Consider the following 16770-nt stretch of genomic DNA (forward strand, 5'->3'; position numbering starts at 1 on the left):
AGCTTTACAACAGCCGAAGGCTGGTCATCCAGTGCCTTGGCTTTTCAAGGGTAGGAGTCACTGGATTCCAGCTTTCGCTGGAATGACGGGTCAATGGGGATATTCGGGGCCCTGTGGGCGCTGCTCTCCGATTCCCTATTCCCGATTCCCCATTCCCTGCCTCCTCAAAGCACCCCTTTCGCCCCCACGCCGAACGCGGTGATCAGCCGCGTGATGATCAGCTTCGGTGACAGCGCCACGTCCGGGAAATCGCCCACTGGCCGGTAGCAGTCGAAGAAGTTGGGGTCGCTGGCAAGCATCGGCTGGCAGCCGGGCTTCAAGTCGTAGCTGGTGGCGTAGCGGAACGGCCACAGGTCGAACAGCGGCAGGTGCTCGGAGACGGTGCCGATGGCCTGGTTGATGTCGGTCAGCACCGGCACCACGGGGCGGCGTGGCGCGATCACCCAGGCGTTTTCCGGTTGCGTGTCGCGCAGGATGGAGCTGCGCAGTTCGTCGGCAAAATGCCGGTCGTAGACGATGACGCCCGACTCGGTGTTGTAGTGGTCCGAGCGTGGATCGAAATTGTGCGAGCCGACCATCGCAAAGCTGTCGTCCACCACGATCGACTTGGCGTGCAGGCCGAAGCGGCGGCCTTCGCTGAGCAAGGGGGCTGGCTTGCTGTTGCTGCCGTGGCTGCCCAGCAGGTGGAAGCGCGCCTGCCTGGCGCTGGCCGGCGTGGCGGTTTCCGGTGCCGGCGTCGTCGAATCCATGCCCAGGTTGGCCAGTTCGTTGTCGACCGCCGCGGCCACCGCGTGCGGCTTCATCTCGTGGATCTCGAAACCGAACTTGGTGAGGTAGCGCTTGCGGTGCTTGTACGACATGGCATACACGGCGAACGCGTCGGTGGATGCCAGCGAATTGGTCGACACCACGATGCGCGGCGGTTCGGCGCGCTTGTGCAGCCGGCGGAAAATCTTCTGCGCCTGGTCGCTCATCACCAGGTACGGCGTCTGCAGCAGTACCTCGCGTTTCGCGCTCGCGATCATGTGCATGATGTGGCGGGTGAATACCTGCGCGCGTGCCCGCTTCGGCGCGCGGGTCTTGGTCGGCATGTCGCTGAAGTAATCCACCTTGCCGGCCTCCATGCCCGGCGCGACCAGCCACGCATGCAGCCACTGCGGATCCTCCGCGGCCTGCTCCAGCTGCGCCACGCGCAGGGGACGCCGGTAGTGCGGTGCGCGCCAGGCGGGCGCCTCGGTGTCGGACAGGATGCGCTTGTTGAGATCGCGCAGGTGGGTCAGCGGCACGGCGCGGCGGTGGTTCCAGAACAGGTCGAAACTGTCGGCCATCTCGCGTGCCGCCGGCCCGCCGACCATCACGTCGCGGTCGACGTAATTGAAGTCGTCATCCCAGTTGAAGTAGCGGTCCTCGTAGTTGCGTCCGCCGGTGATGCCGATGCTGTCGTCCACCAGCAGCAGCTTGTTGTGCATGCGCTGGTTGAACTTCATGAAGCAGCAGATCACGCCCGCGGCGAATTCCAGTGGCGGCGTGCGGGCGTTGTGGAAGGTGGGGTTGTACAGCCGCACGTGCAGGTTGACGCTGGCGCGCACCAGCCGGTCGAGCAGGTCGAGGTCGTTGAAGGAGAACAACTGGTCGGCCAGGATGCGCACGGTCACGCCGCGCCGCGCCGCCTGCACCAGCTCGTTCAACATCAGCTGGCCGGCGTCGTCCTGGGACCAGATGAAGGTCTGCACGTCGATCGACGTGCGTGCGGCGCGCACCAGGTTCACCCGCGCGGCCAGCGCCGGCTCACTGTCGTCGAGCAGGGTGACCACATGCACGGGTTGCTGGGGCGTGGATCGGGCCAGCGCGCTGTCCGCCGCCTGCAGCAGCGGCGAGGGTTGGGCGCAGTGGTCGGCTTGCTGGCAGGTGAGCTGGCGGTCGATGGTGTCGGCCACCGCCAGGTCGGCCTGGTGGATTTTCGCGCGCGACACGGCGCAGCCTTGCAGCAGCAAGACCGCAAGCAGCAAGGGCAGGGAAAAGAGGCGTGACGACATGCGCGCATGATACGGGCAGTGTCGTGAGGGCGTTGATGACGGAGGCGCGGCGCCGCGCCCGGTGAGCTCAGCCCGACGCGGCGATCACGGCGACCAGAACACGTCCAGCCGGGCATTCCCCGGCTCCAGCATGCCATCCAGATGCAGCACCGCCAGCGCGCCCGGCGGCATGCCGCGGAAGTCGTCCGAGCGGCCTTCCACCAGCAGGGCCACCAACCGCTCGATGCCGGGGTTGTGGCCCACCAGCATCACCGACCCGATATCGCCATGCTGGTCGAGCAGGGCCAGCAGTTCGCCCGGCGAGGCGTCGTAGATTTCCTCGGCCAGTTGCGGCACCGGCAGTGAATCCAGCGCGGTCAGCGCCAGCCGCGCGGTTTCCACGGTGCGTCGCGCCGGCGAGCACAGCACGCGCTGCGGGCGGATGTTGTGGCTGGCCAGCCACAGCCCCGCTGCCTGGGCTTCCTGTTCACCGTGGCCGCTGAGCGGGCGCTGGCGATCGTCGCCGCTGGTTTCTATGGGGACGGCTTCGGCGTGCCGCAGCAGGATCAATTCGTGCATGAGTGACTCCGTGATGGTGGGGCGTGTCGATCGACCTTGCCCTGGGAGTGTGGGTGGTAGAACCGAGGGAGCGAGCGAAGCGCTTTCGCGTCGGGCTTTTCGCTCGTTTGAGGAAGATAGCCGTAGCTATCTGACGAGAAGGAGCGGAAAACCCGGCCAAAAGCGCAAAGCCGCAGCCCCTTGGTTTCTGCCGCCCACGCTCCCGGAGTCATGGGTGGCGCTTGATCCAGCGCAGCAATGCTTTCCAGTCCTGTTGGTGGTTGCGTACCTGCTCGGATTGGTAATCGAAAATGCCCTTGCCCAGCGCGGTCAGCAGCACGTAGGCCTGGCTATCGCGCAGTTGCGCGGCGATCGGGAAGGGTGACTCCTCGGCCAGTCGCGTCAGCGCGTCCTGACTGGCGTGGGTCCACGGCTTGAGCCGGTTGGCGACCAGCGCTACCGGCAACTTGCCGCGCTTGATGCGGTTGATGGCCTTGAGTTCATCCAGGAAACGCAGCGTGGCGTCGAGGTCGAACGACGAAGGCAGCACCGGCACCAGCAGCACGTTGGCCAGTTCGAGGTAGGGTTCGAGCTCACGCTCGCCGACGCCGGCGGGGGTGTCGATCAGCAATTGCTGCGTATCGGCGGGAACCCGCTGCAGGCCGCGGCGGCCGCCTTCCAGCGCCAGCACGCCGGGTACGTTGTCGGGTCGCAGCTCGGCCCAGTGGAAACTGGAATGCTGCTTGTCGGCATCGACGATGGCGGTGCGCTGCCCCGCCTGTGCCCAGTGCGACGCCAGCTGCGTCACCAGCGTGCTCTTGCCGCAACCACCCTTGCTGCATGCCACCAGCGTCGTAAGCATCGGTTGACCCTTGCCCCGGAAGGTGGATCAAGCCTAACCCGTGGAAGGGGCAAAGGGGAACGGGCGAGCGGAACGGGGGATCGAAGATGGCGAATGCGGGGCCTGGAATGACAACGCCGTCGCACAACGCCACCGTCCGCCCCGAGCGTCGCCGCGCCAAGCCCGTCAAACATCGAGGTTCGAAGGCACCGTGACTTCCTCTCCCCTTGGGGAGAGGACACAGGAGAGGGGCCGGTGCTTGCGGGGTAGCCCGGCGAAAGAGGCTTTGGGGCGGTGGGAGCAGCTTTGTTGGGGTTTCCCGCGGCGTGTCTTCTCTTCTGTGAGCTTTCGGCGTCGTGAGTCGCTTCGTTGGGCTTTTCCCGCGGCGTGTCCCCCTCTCCCCCGCCCTCTCCCCGAGGGGAGAGGGTATTACGGTGCTTTTGGGTGCCGAGGTTGGGCAGTGCGGCTTTTTTGCTGTTGCGCGGGTCGTCGAATAATTACGATCGTGCCGTAGTGCGACCTCCTCTCCCCATTGGGGAGAGGACTGAGGAGAGGGGCGGGTGCTCGCGGGAGAGCTGCGCCCTTCAGCTCCCGGTCTTCCAGTCCGCCGGGGCTTCCGTGGCGATGCCGGCGTTGCGCAGGGCGGCCAGCATCAGGCTCATTTCGCTGCCACCGTTGCGGGCCAGGGTCAGCAGGTGCTGGGCCACGGCGGGGTCGGTTTGCGCGCGGGCGGAGAGGGCGGCGAAGTTCTGCACCTGCCAGATCAGGTTGCGCCGGGCGTGGCGGGCGTCGTCCTGCTGGGCGGGGTCGTCGGCCAGGGTTTCGCGCAAGTGCAGACCCAGCGAGCGGGCCAGCGGGCTGGAGCCCCACTCCAGCACCTTGCCCAGTTTCAGGCAATCGGCCTTCAGCGCGGCATCGCCGGCCGCGCCTTCGCACAGTTTGGCGGTGGCGGGCAGGTTCGGTTGCGGCTGGGCGCGGGCGCTGCCAAACGTCATCATCACCTGCAGGCCGGCGGCGCCAGCGGTGTCCTTCGGGTCCAGCGTGGCGGCCGGTGGCGGCAGCACGGCGATGGTGCTGGCGAGCGCCTTGAGGCTGATGCCGGCGTAATCGTCATACAGCGTCGCGCCGGCGGCGCGGGCCAGATCCTGGCGCGCCTCGTCGTCGTGCAGCCGGCGCTGGTCGTCGCCGAGTTTGAGCAGCCAGACGGCGGCATTGTCGGGCGCCTTGGCCTGCAAGGCGGCCAGCGCCTCGCTGTTGGGGCAGGCATCGGCCTTGGCGTCGCAATCGGCCAGGCGCACCCAGTCGGTGGCCGGGCCCGCATCCTGCGCCTGCGCCGCACGGTCGATCAATGCGTGGAAGCTGTTGTACTTCGGCTGGTTGGGCAGCGGCCGCGCCAGCAGGGCGGCGCCCAGCAGCGGCAAGGCGTCGGCGCGCGGCGCCAGCACGCTGACCAGGTCGCGCTGGAAACCGGCCAGCGCCTTGTCGCGGGCCACATCGGCCTGGTGGTTTGTCGCGGGCTTTGGATGGCGAGCGGCCCACGCCGGCGCCGCCATCGTGGTCAGTGCGCAAGCCAGCCATACATGGCGCAATCCGCGCATGGTGCTCTCCAGACAAACAAAGTCCCCAGCTTAACGCCTGAATCTTAAGCGCGGCTGATCGCACGGTTTGCACGGCGGGCGCGCTTGCGCGAGGCTTGGCGGTACGAATATGGCCGTCTGTTCAGCGCGAAGGCGCAGCGGCAACCCAAAGGAGACCGCCGTGAGTCAATTTCCCACATGGGCCGACGGTGCGCCGTGGTTCGCCGGCTGGGGCACGCTGGCGTTGATCAACGCCGCCCTGGCACAAGGCAAGAACCGCAGCGGCCTGCTGTGGTTCCTGCTGTCGCTGGTACTCGGACCGCTGGCGACCCTGGTGCTGGTATTGCTGCCCAAAGTGCGATCAAAGATGTTTTGAGCGCATCTCGGCGCGACGCGGCGCATAAACGCGCGATGCATAAGAGCCGTAACCGCCGAACCTCAGCGCCAGATCAAGCCGTAATACCCTCTCCCCTTGGGGAGAGGGCAGGGGAGAGGGGACACGCCGCGGGAAAGCCCCACCGAAGCGCTGTCCACGACGTCGAAAAGCCACGCCAATCCGCTCCCCGCAAGCACCGGCCCCTCTCCTGTGTCCTCTCCCCAAGGGGAGAGGAGGTCACGGTGCCTTTGAGCTTTTCCGTCTCTCGATAAGGCAGGAACAGGCCGCGGGGAAGCTATCCCTTACTCCCCCAACTCCTCGCGCATGAACTCCGGCTGCGCCAGCGCGCCCTTGTGCACGTCGGCGTTGTAGTAGCGGGTGGGGAAGTTCTTGGCGGCGGCGCCGCGCTCGCGGAAGCCGGACAGGTCGCCGCCCTTGCGCGCCATGGTGCAGCTCCACCAGCCGGTGGGGTAGCACGGCTGCGGGAACGGCAGCGTCTTCACCGCGCTGAAGCCCGAGGTGCGCATGGCCGAGCGCATCGACTTGATCAGGTCCAGGTGCGCCAGCGGCGACTCGCTCTGCTGCACCAGCAGGCCGCCGTGGCGCAGCGCCTTGAAGCAGCTGGCGTAGAAGGCCACGTTGAACAGGCCTTCGGCCGGGCCCACCGGGTCGGTGGAGTCGACGATGATCAGGTCCAGCGAATCGGGTTCGGCGTCGGCCATGTACTTGATGCCGTCGATGAACAGCAGCTCGGCGCGCGGGTCGTTGTTGGCCTCGCACAGCTCGGGGAAATACTCCTCGGCCAGGCGCGTCACGCGCTCGTCGATTTCCACCTGCACCGCGTGCTCGACTTCCTCGTGCTTCAGCACCTCGCGCAGCGTGCCGCAGTCGCCGCCGCCGATGATCACCACGCGCTTGGCGCGCGCATGGGTGAACAGCGCCGGGTGGGTCATCATCTCGTGGTAGAAGAAGTTGTCGCGCGTGGTCAGCATCACGCAGCCGTCGATCACCATCAGGTTGCCCCAGTCGGTGGTCTGGTAGATCTCGATGTTCTGGAACGGGGTCTTCTCCGCGTGCAGCAGTTGCTCGGTGCGGAAACCGATGGAGGAACCGGAAGCCTGGTGGGCTTCGGTGAACCAGCTGAGCTGCTGCGACATGGCGGGTGTCCTGGAGAACCGTGGGATGACGAGGCCGCCCATTGTAGCGGCAACGCCTGCGGGCCGCCGTGTCCCTATCGTCACGAGCCGCCATTACAATGGCCGCTGGCATCCGGGCGCAGAACGCGCTGGTGCCGACAAGCCCGATCGGCCCCGCGGCGTGCGAGGCTTCCGGTCGTACGGGCCTGGTGGTTGCACCGAAGTATTCCGTCAAGGTCCGCCGCTGCGACGATCATCCGTGGAAACGTGGCCCGCGACGGCAAGATACCGTCGCGCCGGCTGCACAGGAGATGACATCGATGGCGAAACAGTGGACTACCGACGACGCCCGCCACACCTATGCCGTGCCGCATTGGGGCGGGGGCTACGTGGACGTGAGCGCCGACGGCGAAATGGTGATGCAGCCGCGCGGCCCCGGCGGCCCCGCACTGTCGCTGCCGGCGATCGTGGAGCGCGCCCGCGCCGACGGCCTGCGGCTGCCGCTGCTGGTGCGCTTTCCCGACATCCTGGCCGACCGGCTGGCGCACATGCAGGCCGCGTTCGCCAAGGCCATCGGCGACTGGGATTACGCCGGCGGCTACACCGCCATCTACCCGATCAAGGTCAACCAGCAGCGCGGCGTGGCCGGCGAACTGGTGGCCGCCGGCACCCACGGTTTCGGTCTGGAAGCGGGTTCCAAGCCCGAGCTGATGGCGGTGCTGGGCATGGCGCGGCCCGGTTCCATCGTTATCTGCAACGGCTACAAGGATCGCGAATACATCCGCCTGGCGCTGATCGGCCGCAAGCTGGGCCTGCGCGTGCATATCGTGATCGAGAAACTGTCCGAGCTGGACCACGTGTTCAGTGAGGCCAAGGCGCTGGGCGTGGAGCCGCTGCTGGGCGTGCGCGTGCGCCTGGCCTCCATCGGCGCGGGCAAGTGGCAGAACACCGGCGGCGACAAGGGCAAGTTCGGCCTGTCGCCGAACCAGGTGCTGACGCTGATCCAGCGGCTGGACGCGGCCGGCCTCAAGCACACGCTGAAGCTGCAGCACTTCCACATGGGTTCGCAGATTTCCAACGTGCGCGACATCGCCAACGGCATGCGCGAGGCCACGCGGTATTTCGTGGAGCTGAGCCGCATGGGCGTGCCGCTGGACATCGTCGACGTGGGCGGCGGCCTGGGCGTGGATTACGACGGCTCGCGCTCGCGCAGCTACAACTCGATCAACTACTCCATCGAGCAATACGCCTCCACCATCGTGCAGTCGCTGTCCGAAGCCGCCGCGGCCGAGGGCCTGCCCGCACCGCATATCCTCACCGAATCGGGCCGCGCCATGACCGCGCACCATGCGGTGATGGTGGTCAACGTGACCGAGGTCGAACAGGTGCCCGCCGGCACGATTCCACCCCCGGCGGCGGACGAGCCGATGGTGCTGCGGCACCTGCGCGAAATCTGGGCCGAACTCGATCGGCGCCCGCCGCTGGAGCTGTTCCACGAAGCCCAGCACCACCTGGCCGAAGGCCAGACGCTGTACGCGCTGGGCCAGCTGGCGCTGGCCGACCGCGCGCGGCTGGACGAGATGTATTACGCCGTGGCCAACGCGGTACGCACGCGGCTGCTGCCGGCCGAGCGCTCGCATCGTGGGGCGCTGGACGAGCTGGACGAAAAGCTGGTGGACAAATACTTCGCCAATTTCTCCGTGTTCGAGTCGATCCCGGACGTGTGGGCGATCGGCCAGATCTTCCCCATCGCGCCGATCGCACGGCTGGACGAGGAGCCGACCCGGCGTGGCGTGATCGTCGACCTCACCTGCGACTCCGATGGTCGCATCGACCACTACGTCGATGCCGACGGCGTCGATGTGAGCCTGGCGCTGCACGCGTTGAAAGACGACGAAAGCTATCGACTGGGCATCTTCATGGTCGGCGCCTACCAGGAGACCCTAGGCGACATTCACAACCTGTTCGGCGACACCGACGCGGTGAACGTGCGGGTGGAAGGCGACGGCTTCGTGTTCGCCCACCAGCGCCGCGGCGACACCACCGACCTGATGCTCGATTACGTGGGCTACGATCTCGAAGCCCTGCGTCGCAGCTACCGCGAGCGCATCGCCGGTGCCGACGTGACCGGCGCCGAGGCCGATCAGCTCTACCGCATGCTCGATGGCGGCCTGACCGCATACACCTATCTGGCCGAAGACACGCATTGATCGCAAGCCCACGATTCACGCAACGCAGGAGCAACGCATGACAAGTCTCAATGGCAAGGTTGCACTGGTCACCGGCGCGGCCAGCGGTATCGGCAAGGCAATCGCGGAGGTGTACGCCGAACGTGGCGCGAAGGTGGCGATCGCGGACATCCGCCAGGAGGCGGCCGATGCCGTGGCCGCGCAGATCAACGCGGCCGGCGGCACCGCCATGGGCGTCGCGATGGACGTGACCGACGAGGCCTCCGTCGATGCCGGCACCGACCAGGTGGTGGCGGCGTTTGGCCGTCTGGACGTCCTTGTTTCCAACGCCGGCGTGCAGATCATCAACCCGATCGACCAGTTCGCCTACGCCGACTGGAAGAAGGTCATGGCCATCCATCTGGATGGCGGTTTCCTCACCACCCGCGCCGCGCTGCGCCACATGTACCGCAAGGACGAGCAGGGCCGGAGCCATGGCGGCATTGTGATCTACATGGGCTCGGTGCACTCGCATGAGGCGTCGCGACTGAAGGCGCCGTACGTGGCGGCCAAGCACGGCCTGCTGGGCCTGGCGCGCACGCTGGCGAAAGAGGGCGCGCCGCACAACGTGCGCTCGCACGTGATCTGCCCGGGTTTTGTGCGCACGCCGCTGGTGGAGAAGCAGATTCCCGAGCAGGCCAAGGAACTGGGCATCAGCGAGGATCAGGTGGTCAGCGACGTGATGCTGAAGGACACCGTCGATGGCGTGTTCACCACGGTGGAGGACATCGCCCAGACGGCGCTGTTCCTGGCCACCTTCCCCAGCGCGGCGCTGACCGGCCAGTCGGTGGTGGTGAGCCACGGGTGGTTCATGCAGTGAGCACCCCGTCGCTGGCCGAGACGGTAGCCCGCGATTACCGCACCGTCGCGCTGGTGTTGCAGGGCGGCGGCGCGCTCGGTGCCTACCAGGCCGGCGTGTTCGAGGCGCTGGACGAGGCCGGCCTGCAGCCGAACCGGCTGGCCGGCATCTCGATCGGCGCGCTGAACGCGGCGGTCATCGCCGGCAATGCGCCCGGGCAGCGGGTGGAACGGCTACGCGAATTCTGGGAGGCGATCTGCCGCCCGCCGCTGTGGCCGGATGTGCCGGTGCTGCCGTGGTTCGACGCGGTCGCCTGGCCCACGGCCTGGCTCAACGGCATGAGCGGCCTGGCCGCGTGGCGCGCGATGACCGAGGGCCAGGCCGGCTTCTTCCATCCTCGCCAGCCGCCGCCATACCTGGGCGCGCACGCCACGCCCGGCAGCGTGAGCTGGTACGACACCGCGCCGCTGCGCGCCACGCTGGAGCGGCTGGTCGATTTCGACCGCCTCAACGATGCGCGGACGATGCGTGTGGCGGTCGGCGCGGTGAATGTGCGCAGCGGCAACTTCGCCTATTTCGACAACCGCCGCGAGCGCCTGCGGCCCGAGCACTTCATGGCCTCCGGTGCGTTGCCGCCGGGCTTTCCCGCGGTGGAGATCGACGGTGAGTTCTACTGGGACGGCGGCATGGTCTCCAACACGCCGCTGTACGAGGTGCTCAGCGAGCGCCCCGGTTGCGACACGCTGGTGTTCCAGGTGGATCTGTGGAGCGCCCGCGGCGTGCCGCCGCGTGACCTCGCCGACGTGGCCGAGCGCAGCAAGGAAATCCAGTACTCCAGCCGCACCCGGCTGGTTACCGAATTCATGCGCCGCACGCAGGAACAGCGCCGGCTGCTGCACGACGTGATGGCGCTGGTGCCGGAAGACCGCCGCAACGATCCGGCGTATCGCCATGCCGAAGCGCGCGCCGCCGAGGCACTGACCAACGTGATCCACCTGATCTACCAGGACCGGCCGCACGAAGGCCACTTCAAGGATTACGAATTCAGCACCGCCAGCATGCGCAGCCATTGGCAGAGCGGCCTGGACGACATGCGCCACACCCTGGCCCACCCGCACTGGCTGGCCGTGCCCGACCCCGAGCGTCCGTTCGTGACGCACGACGTGCATCGCAAAGGGACAAGCTGAGGCGATTCAGCTGTCGCGATGCACCTGCAAACCGGCCGCCGACTGGTTGACCGGCATCACCTCGACCCGGTTGATGTTGAGGTGCGGGGGCAGGTTGGCGATCCACCAGATGGTGTCGGCGATGTCGCTCGCGGTGATCGGGTGCACGCCGGCATAGAGCTGGTCGGAGGCGGCCTGGTCGCCGCCGGTGCGCACCAGGGTGAATTCGGTCTCGGCCATGCCCGGCTCGATCGACGACACCCGCACGCCGGTGCCAAGCAGGTCCACGCGCAGGTTCTGCGAGAACTGGGTGACGAAGGCCTTGCTGCCGCCGTACACGTTGCCGCCGCGGTAGGCGTAGCTGCCGGAAATCGAGCTGATGTTGACGATGGCGCCACGGCGTTCGATCAGCTGCGGCAGCAGCAGGTGGGTGATCGTGACCAGCGCGGTGACGTTGGTGTCGATCATCTGCTTCCACTGCGAAAGATCCGCCTGCTGCGCCGGTGCGGTACCCAGCGCCAGGCCGGCGTTGTTGACCAGCAGGTCGATGCCGGCAAAGGCCGGCGGCAATGCCGCGTGCGCCGCGCGCAGGGCGGCCTCGTCGCGCATGTCGAACGCGGCGATGTGCACGCGTTCGGCGCCGTGGCGTTCCACCAGTGGCTGCAGCCGCTCGGCGCGGCGGCCGCTGGCGATCACCCGCCAGCCACCGGCTACGAAGCGTTCAACGGCGGCGGCGCCGAAACCGGAGGTGGCGCCGGTGATCCATGCGGTCTTGGTTGTCATGAGCGAAAGCCTGGCCAGAAACGTGAAACTCAGCGACCTTCCTTCAGGGCGATCGCGTTGATGCCCGCGCCGGCCAGCCGTTGCTTGGTCGATTCCAGGTCGGTGGCGGAGGGGAACGGGCCAAGCCGTACCCGATGGTAGGTCTGGCCGTTGACGCTGACGGTCTGCACGTTGGCGATGAAACCCTGCATCGCCAGCTTGGCTTTCAGGGTTTCCGCGTCGGCGGCGTTGGGGAACGCACCGACCTGCAACAGGTAGCCGCTGCCCGCTGCTGCTGCCGCTGGCGTGTTGCGCGGCGCGGCGACGACGTCTTCGCTGACCGCGGCGGGCGCATTCGGGTTGCTGGTTGGCGCCGTTGCCACCGGCGCGGCGCCGGCCGCCGCCTGCTGCTGGGCCTGCGTGGCCGCCTGCTGTTTCTGCAACTGCTCGGCGCGCGCCTGGGCGCTGATTTCGGCATCGGGGATGCGCACTTCGCGCTCCGACAACACCGAATAGAAATCGTATTGCGGCTTCTTCGGCGCGTCGTCGTTGCTACCCGTTTCGAGTACGCCCGGTTCGCTGGCGTGCTTGGCGGTGGCCTGCGGGTTGGCCTGCGGGCCTTCGGGTTTGTGCAGACTGGTGAGCAGGCTGCCGCGCAGCATCATCACCATCAGCACGGCGCCCACCAGCACGCCGACGATCGCGTAGCCCCAGGCGGGGAAGCCGCCTTTCTTGTTGCGCACGGCCTGCCGGCCCTTGCCCTTGCGTGTTGCCATTACATCTTCTCCGGGGCGCCGAGGCCCAACAGGCCCAGACCATTTTTCAAGACTTGCCGCGTGGCCACCACCAGCGCCAGGCGCGCGTTGCGCAGCGCGGCGTCGTCGACCAGGAACTGGTGCGAGTTGTAGTAGGTGTGGAACGCGTTGGCCAGTTCGCGCAGCCAGCCGGCGACCAGGTGCGGCTCCAGGTTGAGCGCGGCCGTCTCGACGATCTCGGGGAATTTCGACAGCTCGGTCAGCAGGATCTGTTCGTGCTCGTTGTCCAGCCGCGCCAGATGGGCGAGACCGTCGGCAAGGTCGAAACTGAAGCCCTTCTCCGGCGCCTGCCGCAGCACGCTGCAGACGCGGGCGTGGGCGTACTGGATGTAGTAGACCGGGTTGTCGTTCGACTGCGAACGCGCCAGGTCGATGTCGAACACCAGCTGCGAGTCGCTCTTGCGCGAGATCAGGAAGTAGCGCGTGGCGTCGCGGCCCACTTCGTCGATCAGGTCGCGCAGGGTGACGTAGCTGCCGGCGCGCTTGGAGATCTTCACCTCCTCGCCGCCGCGCATCACGGTCACCATCTGGTGCAGCACGTATTCAGGCCAGTTCTTCGGGATGCCCACGTTCAGCGCCTGCAGGCCGGCCTTGACTCGCGCCAGCGAGCCGTGATGGTCGGAACCCAGCTCGGTGATGGCGCGCTCGTAACCGCGCTGCCACTTGCTCAGGTGGTAGGCCACGTCGGGCAGGAAATAGGTGTAGGTGCCGTCGGACTTGCGCATCACGCGGTCCTTGTCGTCACCGAACTCGGTGGTGCGCAGCCACAGCGCGCCGCCTTCTTCGTAGGTATGGCCGTGCGCCACCAGCTCGCGCACGGTTTCCTCGACCTTGCCGTCGCTGTACAGCGAGGACTCCAGGAAGTACGTGTCGAAGCCCACGCCGAACGCCTGCAGGTCCAGGTCCTGCTCGCGGCGCAGGCTGGCCACGGCGAAGCGGCGGATCGCGTCCAGATCGTCCACGTCGCCGTTGGCGGTGGCGGTTTCGCCATCGGCCACCACCGCGTCGCGATCGAGGAACGCGCGCGCCACGTCGGCGATGTAGTCGCCGCGGTAGCCGTTTTCCGGCCAGTTGCTGTCATCCGGCGTGACGCCGCGGGCGCGCGCCTGCACCGAGACGGCGAGGTTGGCGATCTGCACGCCGGCGTCGTTGTAGTAGAACTCGCGCTTCACGTTCCAGCCGGTGGCTTCCAGCAAGCGGCTGAGGCAATCGCCGATCGCCGCCGCGCGGCCATGGCCCACGTGCAGCGGGCCGGTCGGGTTGGCCGAGACGAATTCCACGCCCACGGTCTTGCCGCCGCCGGTGCTGCGGCCATAGGCGTCGGCTTCGGCCAGGATGCGCCGCAGTTCGGCGTGGTACGCGCTGGCGGCCAGGAAGAAGTTGATGAAGCCCGGGCCGGCGATCTCCACTTTCGCCACCAGGTCGTTCGCCGGCAGTGCCGCGACCAGCTTTTCGGCCAGCTCGCGCGGCTTGGCGCGCGCGGGCTTGGCCAGCAACATCGCCACGTTGCAGGCGAAGTCGCCGTGTTCGCGGCTGCGCGCGCGTTCGATCACGAAGCCCGGCAAGGCCAGATCGGCGGGAAGGGTGGCATCGTTCTGCAAGGCCTGAATCGCCTGCAAAATCAGTTCGCGCAGCTGTTCTTTCACGGGCTTTCAATATCGTGATGGAACCGACAATCCTAGCAGACCGCCACCGCCGGGCGGGGCCGATACCGCAGTCCCGGCGCGGTGGGGCAACCGCCTCGGGCTTTGCTGCACTGCAGTGGGCGGGCCTGTGGATAAGTCTGTGGGGAAAGCTTCGCCCGCTGGCGGCTGGCCGGAGCGGTGAACCGATCAACCCGCGATTTTTTGGGAAAAGTCTTTGATCATCAGTGTCATACGTTGACAACCTGTGGTGAAGAGGGCGACATGACCGCCAAGTGACCGTTCCGCGGATTTGTGCATAAGTTTCGACTACTTGCCGCGCCTTGATGCACCCGAAATGCAGCAGGAAGCCGACATCCGCGGTTGTGGAAGGGCCGCGACACAGGATCGGTCGGGTCAGATCAGCCCGCGCGCGGCCATCGACACCGGCTCGCCGCTGCCGATCACCAGATGGTCCAGCACGCGCACGCCGACCAGGCGCAAGGCGTCGCGCAGTTCGTGGGTGATCGCGCGGTCGGCGGCACTGGGCTCGGCCACGCCCGAGGGGTGATTGTGGGCAAAGATCACCGCGCAGGCGTTGTGCTGCAGGCAGGCGCGAACCACCTCGCGCGGGTGCACGCTGGCGCCGTCGACGGTGCCGCGGAACAGCTCCTCGAACGCCAGCACGCGGTGGCGATTGTCCAGGTAGAGGCAGCCGAAAACCTCGTATGGCAGGTGGCGCAGGCGGGCGCGCAGAAAATCGCCGCTGTCGCGGGGGTTGCCGAGGCTGGGTTGCTCTTGCAGCTGCTCGGCCAGGCTGCGGCGGGCCAACTCCAGCGCAGCGGCAATGCGGGCCCGTTTGGCCGGGCCCAGCCCACCCACCCGGATCGGGTGATCGGGCCGCCCGAGCAGGGCGCCCAGGCTGCCGGCGCCGGCGATCAGTTCGCGACCCAGCGCCAGCGCATCCTTGCCGCGGCTGCCGCTGCCCAGCAGCACGGCCAGCAACTCCGCGTCGGACAGCGCGCCGCTGCCGCGCGCCAGCAGTTTTTCACGGGGACGTTCGCCTTCGGGCCAGTCGCGGATACTCATGCCGATAGCGTGTCGGGTCGGGCGTTGGGTCGATAGCAGACAGCCGGAATGATTCCGGTAAGCTAGGCGTCTGCCCGTCTGTCAGGCCCGCCTTACATGTCTCTTGCCCAACGCCGCATTCTGCTGGGAGTGTCCGGCGGCATCGCCGCCTACAAGTCCTGCGAGCTGGTACGCCGGCTGCGTGATCTCGACGCCGAAGTGCGCGTGGTGATGACCGAGGCGGCTACCCATTTCGTTACCCCCACCACGTTCCAGGCGCTGTCCGGCCAGAGCGTGCGGGTCAGCGGCTGGGACGCGCAGGCGGAAGCGGCGATGGGCCATATCGAGCTGGCGCGCTGGGCCGAGCGCATCCTCATCGCACCGGCCAGCGCCGACCTGCTGGCGCGGCTGGCGCACGGACTGGCCGACGATCTGTTGTCCACACTATGCCTCGCCAGCGCCGCGCCGCTGTGTCTTGCGCCGGCGATGAATCAGCAGATGTGGGCGCATGCGGCGGTGCAGGCCAACCTCGCCACCTTGCGCCAGCGCGGCGCGCAGGTGCTGGGCCCGGCGGCCGGCGAACAGGCCTGTGGCGACGTGGGCTCGGGCCGGATGCTGGAACCGCTGGAGCTGCGCGATGCGCTGGCCGCTTCCTTCGGTGGCGGCGCCCTGGCGGGGCTGAACATCCTGGTGAGCGCGGGCCCCACCTTCGAGGACATCGACCCGGTACGTTTCATCGGCAACCGCAGTTCCGGCCGCATGGGCTTCGCGGTGGCGCAGGCAGCGGCGCAGCAGGGTGCGCGCGTCACGCTGGTGGCCGGCCCCGTGAGCCTGTGCACGCCGCCGGGCGTGGCGCAGCGCGTCGACGTGCGCAGCGCGGCACAGATGCACGCGGCGGTGCTGTCCGGCGCGGCACAGGCCGATATCTACATCGCGGCGGCGGCGGTGGGCGATTACCGTCCGCGCGAAGTCTCGCCGCGCAAATTGAAGAAGCAGGCGGGCGCCGACCTGTCGCTGCAGCTCAGCGAGAACCCGGACATCCTGGCCAGTCTTTCGGCGCAGGCCACGCATCCGTTCCTGGTCGGCTTTGCCGCCGAAACGCATGACGTGGCGCACTACGCGCAGGGCAAGTTGAAGCGCAAGGGCCTGGACATGATCGCCGCCAACCAGGTCGGCGAAGGGCTCGGCTTTGAAACCGCCGACAACGCCATCAACCTGTATTGGGAAGGCGGCATGCTGGAATTGCCGCGCGCGGGCAAGGCCGAGCTGGCCCATCAGTTGCTGGCCTGCGTGGCCGAGCGCTACCGGGCCGCGCGCGGATGAGCCGGCCCGTCGTCGACATCGAACTGAAGATTCTCGATCCGCGCCTCGGCGACAGCATCGCCCTGCCCGAGGCGGCCACTGCCGGCAGCGCCGGCATGGATTTGCGCGCCGCGCTGGAGCAGCCGCTGACCCTGCAGCCGGGCGAAAGCGCGCTGGTGCCCAGTGGCATCGCCATCCACATCGGCGACCCGGGCTGGTGCGCGGTGATCGTGCCGCGCTCCGGGTTGGGCCACAAGCACGGACTGGTGATGGGCAATCTGGTAGGAGTGATCGACGCCGACTACCAGGGCCCGTTGATGATTTCATGCTGGAACCGCGGCGCGGCGCCGTACACCATCGAGGTAGGCGACCGCATCGCCCAGTTGCTGCTGCTGCCGGTGGCGCAGGCACGGATGAACATCGTGTCCGCGTTCGCCCCGAGCCAGCGCGGCGACGGCGGTTTCGGTTCCACCGGCATCAATTGAGTGGCGGCCCGCGCCGCGGG

The 16770-nt window shown here is 67.7% G+C and carries 15 protein-coding genes; 6 read left to right on the plus strand and 9 right to left on the minus strand.

Going from position 1 to position 16770, the window contains the following annotated elements; all coding sequences use genetic code 11:
* Positions 1-164: 164 nt before the first annotated feature.
* From UU9_RS14650 to UU9_RS14665, 4 genes are all read right to left on the minus strand, one after another.
* Positions 165-2036, minus strand: a complete 1872-nt coding sequence (locus UU9_RS14650) for a phospholipase D-like domain-containing protein (RefSeq protein WP_007082550.1) — start codon at positions 2034-2036, stop codon at positions 165-167.
* Between the two features lie 84 nt (positions 2037-2120).
* Entirely contained in the window at positions 2121-2594 is a 474-nt protein-coding gene (locus tag UU9_RS14655) for a SixA phosphatase family protein (protein ID WP_007082551.1), read from the minus strand.
* 208 nt (positions 2595-2802) lie between these two features.
* Positions 2803-3435: a ParA family protein gene (locus UU9_RS14660; RefSeq protein WP_007082552.1), complete on the minus strand. Its 633-nt coding sequence runs from the start codon at positions 3433-3435 to the stop codon at positions 2803-2805.
* Between the two features lie 563 nt (positions 3436-3998).
* Positions 3999-5012: a hypothetical protein gene (locus UU9_RS14665; RefSeq protein ID WP_007082553.1), complete on the minus strand. Its 1014-nt coding sequence runs from the start codon at positions 5010-5012 to the stop codon at positions 3999-4001.
* A gap of 160 nt (positions 5013-5172) precedes the next feature.
* On the opposite strand from UU9_RS14665, the gene UU9_RS14670 reads away from it, so the two are divergent.
* On the plus strand, positions 5173-5367 hold the full coding sequence (locus UU9_RS14670) for a hypothetical protein (RefSeq protein WP_007082554.1): 195 nt from the start codon (positions 5173-5175) through the stop codon (positions 5365-5367).
* 302 nt (positions 5368-5669) lie between these two features.
* Here the strand turns inward: UU9_RS14670 and speE are convergent, their stop codons facing one another.
* Positions 5670-6524 carry a polyamine aminopropyltransferase gene (speE, locus tag UU9_RS14675; RefSeq protein ID WP_007082555.1) on the minus strand — a complete coding sequence of 285 codons (855 nt, stop codon included), beginning with the start codon at positions 6522-6524 and terminating at the stop codon, positions 5670-5672.
* 299 nt (positions 6525-6823) lie between these two features.
* Between speE and speA the strand changes: the two genes are divergently transcribed.
* Genes speA through UU9_RS14690 form a run of 3 tightly spaced genes read left to right on the plus strand, consistent with a single transcriptional unit; the run spans position 6824 to position 10717 of the window.
* Complete coding sequence (speA, locus tag UU9_RS14680) at positions 6824-8713, plus strand: biosynthetic arginine decarboxylase (protein ID WP_040671146.1); 1890 nt, start codon at positions 6824-6826, stop codon at positions 8711-8713.
* Positions 8714-8750: 37 nt separating this feature from the next.
* The gene (locus tag UU9_RS14685) at positions 8751-9551 is read left to right on the plus strand and encodes a 3-hydroxybutyrate dehydrogenase (RefSeq protein WP_007082557.1); all 801 of its coding nucleotides are present in this window, start codon (positions 8751-8753) and stop codon (positions 9549-9551) included.
* Positions 9548-10717: a DUF3734 domain-containing protein gene (locus UU9_RS14690; RefSeq protein ID WP_007082558.1), complete on the plus strand. Its 1170-nt coding sequence runs from the start codon at positions 9548-9550 to the stop codon at positions 10715-10717. The genes UU9_RS14685 and UU9_RS14690 overlap by 4 nt, the downstream gene beginning before the upstream one ends.
* A 6-nt stretch (positions 10718-10723) precedes the next feature.
* On the opposite strand, the gene UU9_RS14695 is transcribed toward UU9_RS14690, so the two are convergent.
* The 4 genes from UU9_RS14695 to radC all read right to left on the minus strand — a co-directional run bounded on the left by UU9_RS14695 (position 10724) and on the right by radC (position 14984).
* Entirely contained in the window at positions 10724-11479 is a 756-nt protein-coding gene (locus UU9_RS14695) for an SDR family NAD(P)-dependent oxidoreductase (RefSeq protein WP_007082559.1), read from the minus strand.
* A 29-nt stretch (positions 11480-11508) separates the two neighbouring features.
* On the minus strand, positions 11509-12234 hold the full coding sequence (locus tag UU9_RS14700) for an SPOR domain-containing protein (protein ID WP_007082560.1): 726 nt from the start codon (positions 12232-12234) through the stop codon (positions 11509-11511).
* Complete coding sequence (argS, locus tag UU9_RS14705; protein WP_007082561.1) at positions 12234-13919, minus strand: arginine--tRNA ligase; 1686 nt, start codon at positions 13917-13919, stop codon at positions 12234-12236. Before argS ends, UU9_RS14700 begins: the two co-directional genes overlap by 1 nt.
* 393 nt (positions 13920-14312) lie before the next feature.
* A complete protein-coding gene (gene radC / locus UU9_RS14710; protein WP_007082562.1) occupies positions 14313-14984 on the minus strand; it encodes a RadC family protein in 672 nt (223 codons plus the stop codon).
* Between the two features lie 96 nt (positions 14985-15080).
* Between radC and coaBC the strand changes: the two genes are divergently transcribed.
* Together coaBC and dut are read left to right on the plus strand one after the other, a co-directional pair.
* Positions 15081-16286 (plus strand): bifunctional phosphopantothenoylcysteine decarboxylase/phosphopantothenate--cysteine ligase CoaBC, encoded by a 1206-nt coding sequence (gene coaBC / locus UU9_RS14715; protein WP_040671141.1) that lies wholly within the window; start codon positions 15081-15083, stop codon positions 16284-16286.
* A complete protein-coding gene (gene dut, locus UU9_RS14720) occupies positions 16283-16750 on the plus strand; it encodes a dUTP diphosphatase (RefSeq protein WP_007082564.1) in 468 nt (155 codons plus the stop codon). Before coaBC ends, dut begins: the two co-directional genes overlap by 4 nt.
* Positions 16751-16770: the final 20 nt, after the last annotated feature.

It is taken from the genome of Rhodanobacter fulvus Jip2 (assembly GCF_000264315.1).
Classification (GTDB): domain Bacteria; phylum Pseudomonadota; class Gammaproteobacteria; order Xanthomonadales; family Rhodanobacteraceae; genus Rhodanobacter; species Rhodanobacter fulvus.

What these genes read in the sequence shown, in the direction of transcription:
- UU9_RS14650 (WP_007082550.1), bottom strand. Translation starts at nt 2,036, where the DNA reads ATGTCGTCACGCCTCTTTTCCCTGCCCTTGCTGCTTGCGGTCTTGCTG.
- UU9_RS14695 (WP_007082559.1), bottom strand. Translation starts at nt 11,479, where the DNA reads ATGACAACCAAGACCGCATGGATCACCGGCGCCACCTCCGGTTTCGGC.
- UU9_RS14685 (WP_007082557.1), top strand. Translation starts at nt 8,751, where the DNA reads ATGACAAGTCTCAATGGCAAGGTTGCACTGGTCACCGGCGCGGCCAGC.
- speA (WP_040671146.1), top strand. Translation starts at nt 6,824, where the DNA reads ATGGCGAAACAGTGGACTACCGACGACGCCCGCCACACCTATGCCGTG.
- UU9_RS14665 (WP_007082553.1), bottom strand. Translation starts at nt 5,012, where the DNA reads ATGCGCGGATTGCGCCATGTATGGCTGGCTTGCGCACTGACCACGATG.
- speE (WP_007082555.1), bottom strand. Translation starts at nt 6,524, where the DNA reads ATGTCGCAGCAGCTCAGCTGGTTCACCGAAGCCCACCAGGCTTCCGGT.
- dut (WP_007082564.1), top strand. Translation starts at nt 16,283, where the DNA reads ATGAGCCGGCCCGTCGTCGACATCGAACTGAAGATTCTCGATCCGCGC.
- coaBC (WP_040671141.1), top strand. Translation starts at nt 15,081, where the DNA reads ATGTCTCTTGCCCAACGCCGCATTCTGCTGGGAGTGTCCGGCGGCATC.
- UU9_RS14655 (WP_007082551.1), bottom strand. Translation starts at nt 2,594, where the DNA reads ATGCACGAATTGATCCTGCTGCGGCACGCCGAAGCCGTCCCCATAGAA.
- radC (WP_007082562.1), bottom strand. Translation starts at nt 14,984, where the DNA reads ATGAGTATCCGCGACTGGCCCGAAGGCGAACGTCCCCGTGAAAAACTG.
- UU9_RS14660 (WP_007082552.1), bottom strand. Translation starts at nt 3,435, where the DNA reads ATGCTTACGACGCTGGTGGCATGCAGCAAGGGTGGTTGCGGCAAGAGC.
- UU9_RS14700 (WP_007082560.1), bottom strand. Translation starts at nt 12,234, where the DNA reads ATGGCAACACGCAAGGGCAAGGGCCGGCAGGCCGTGCGCAACAAGAAA.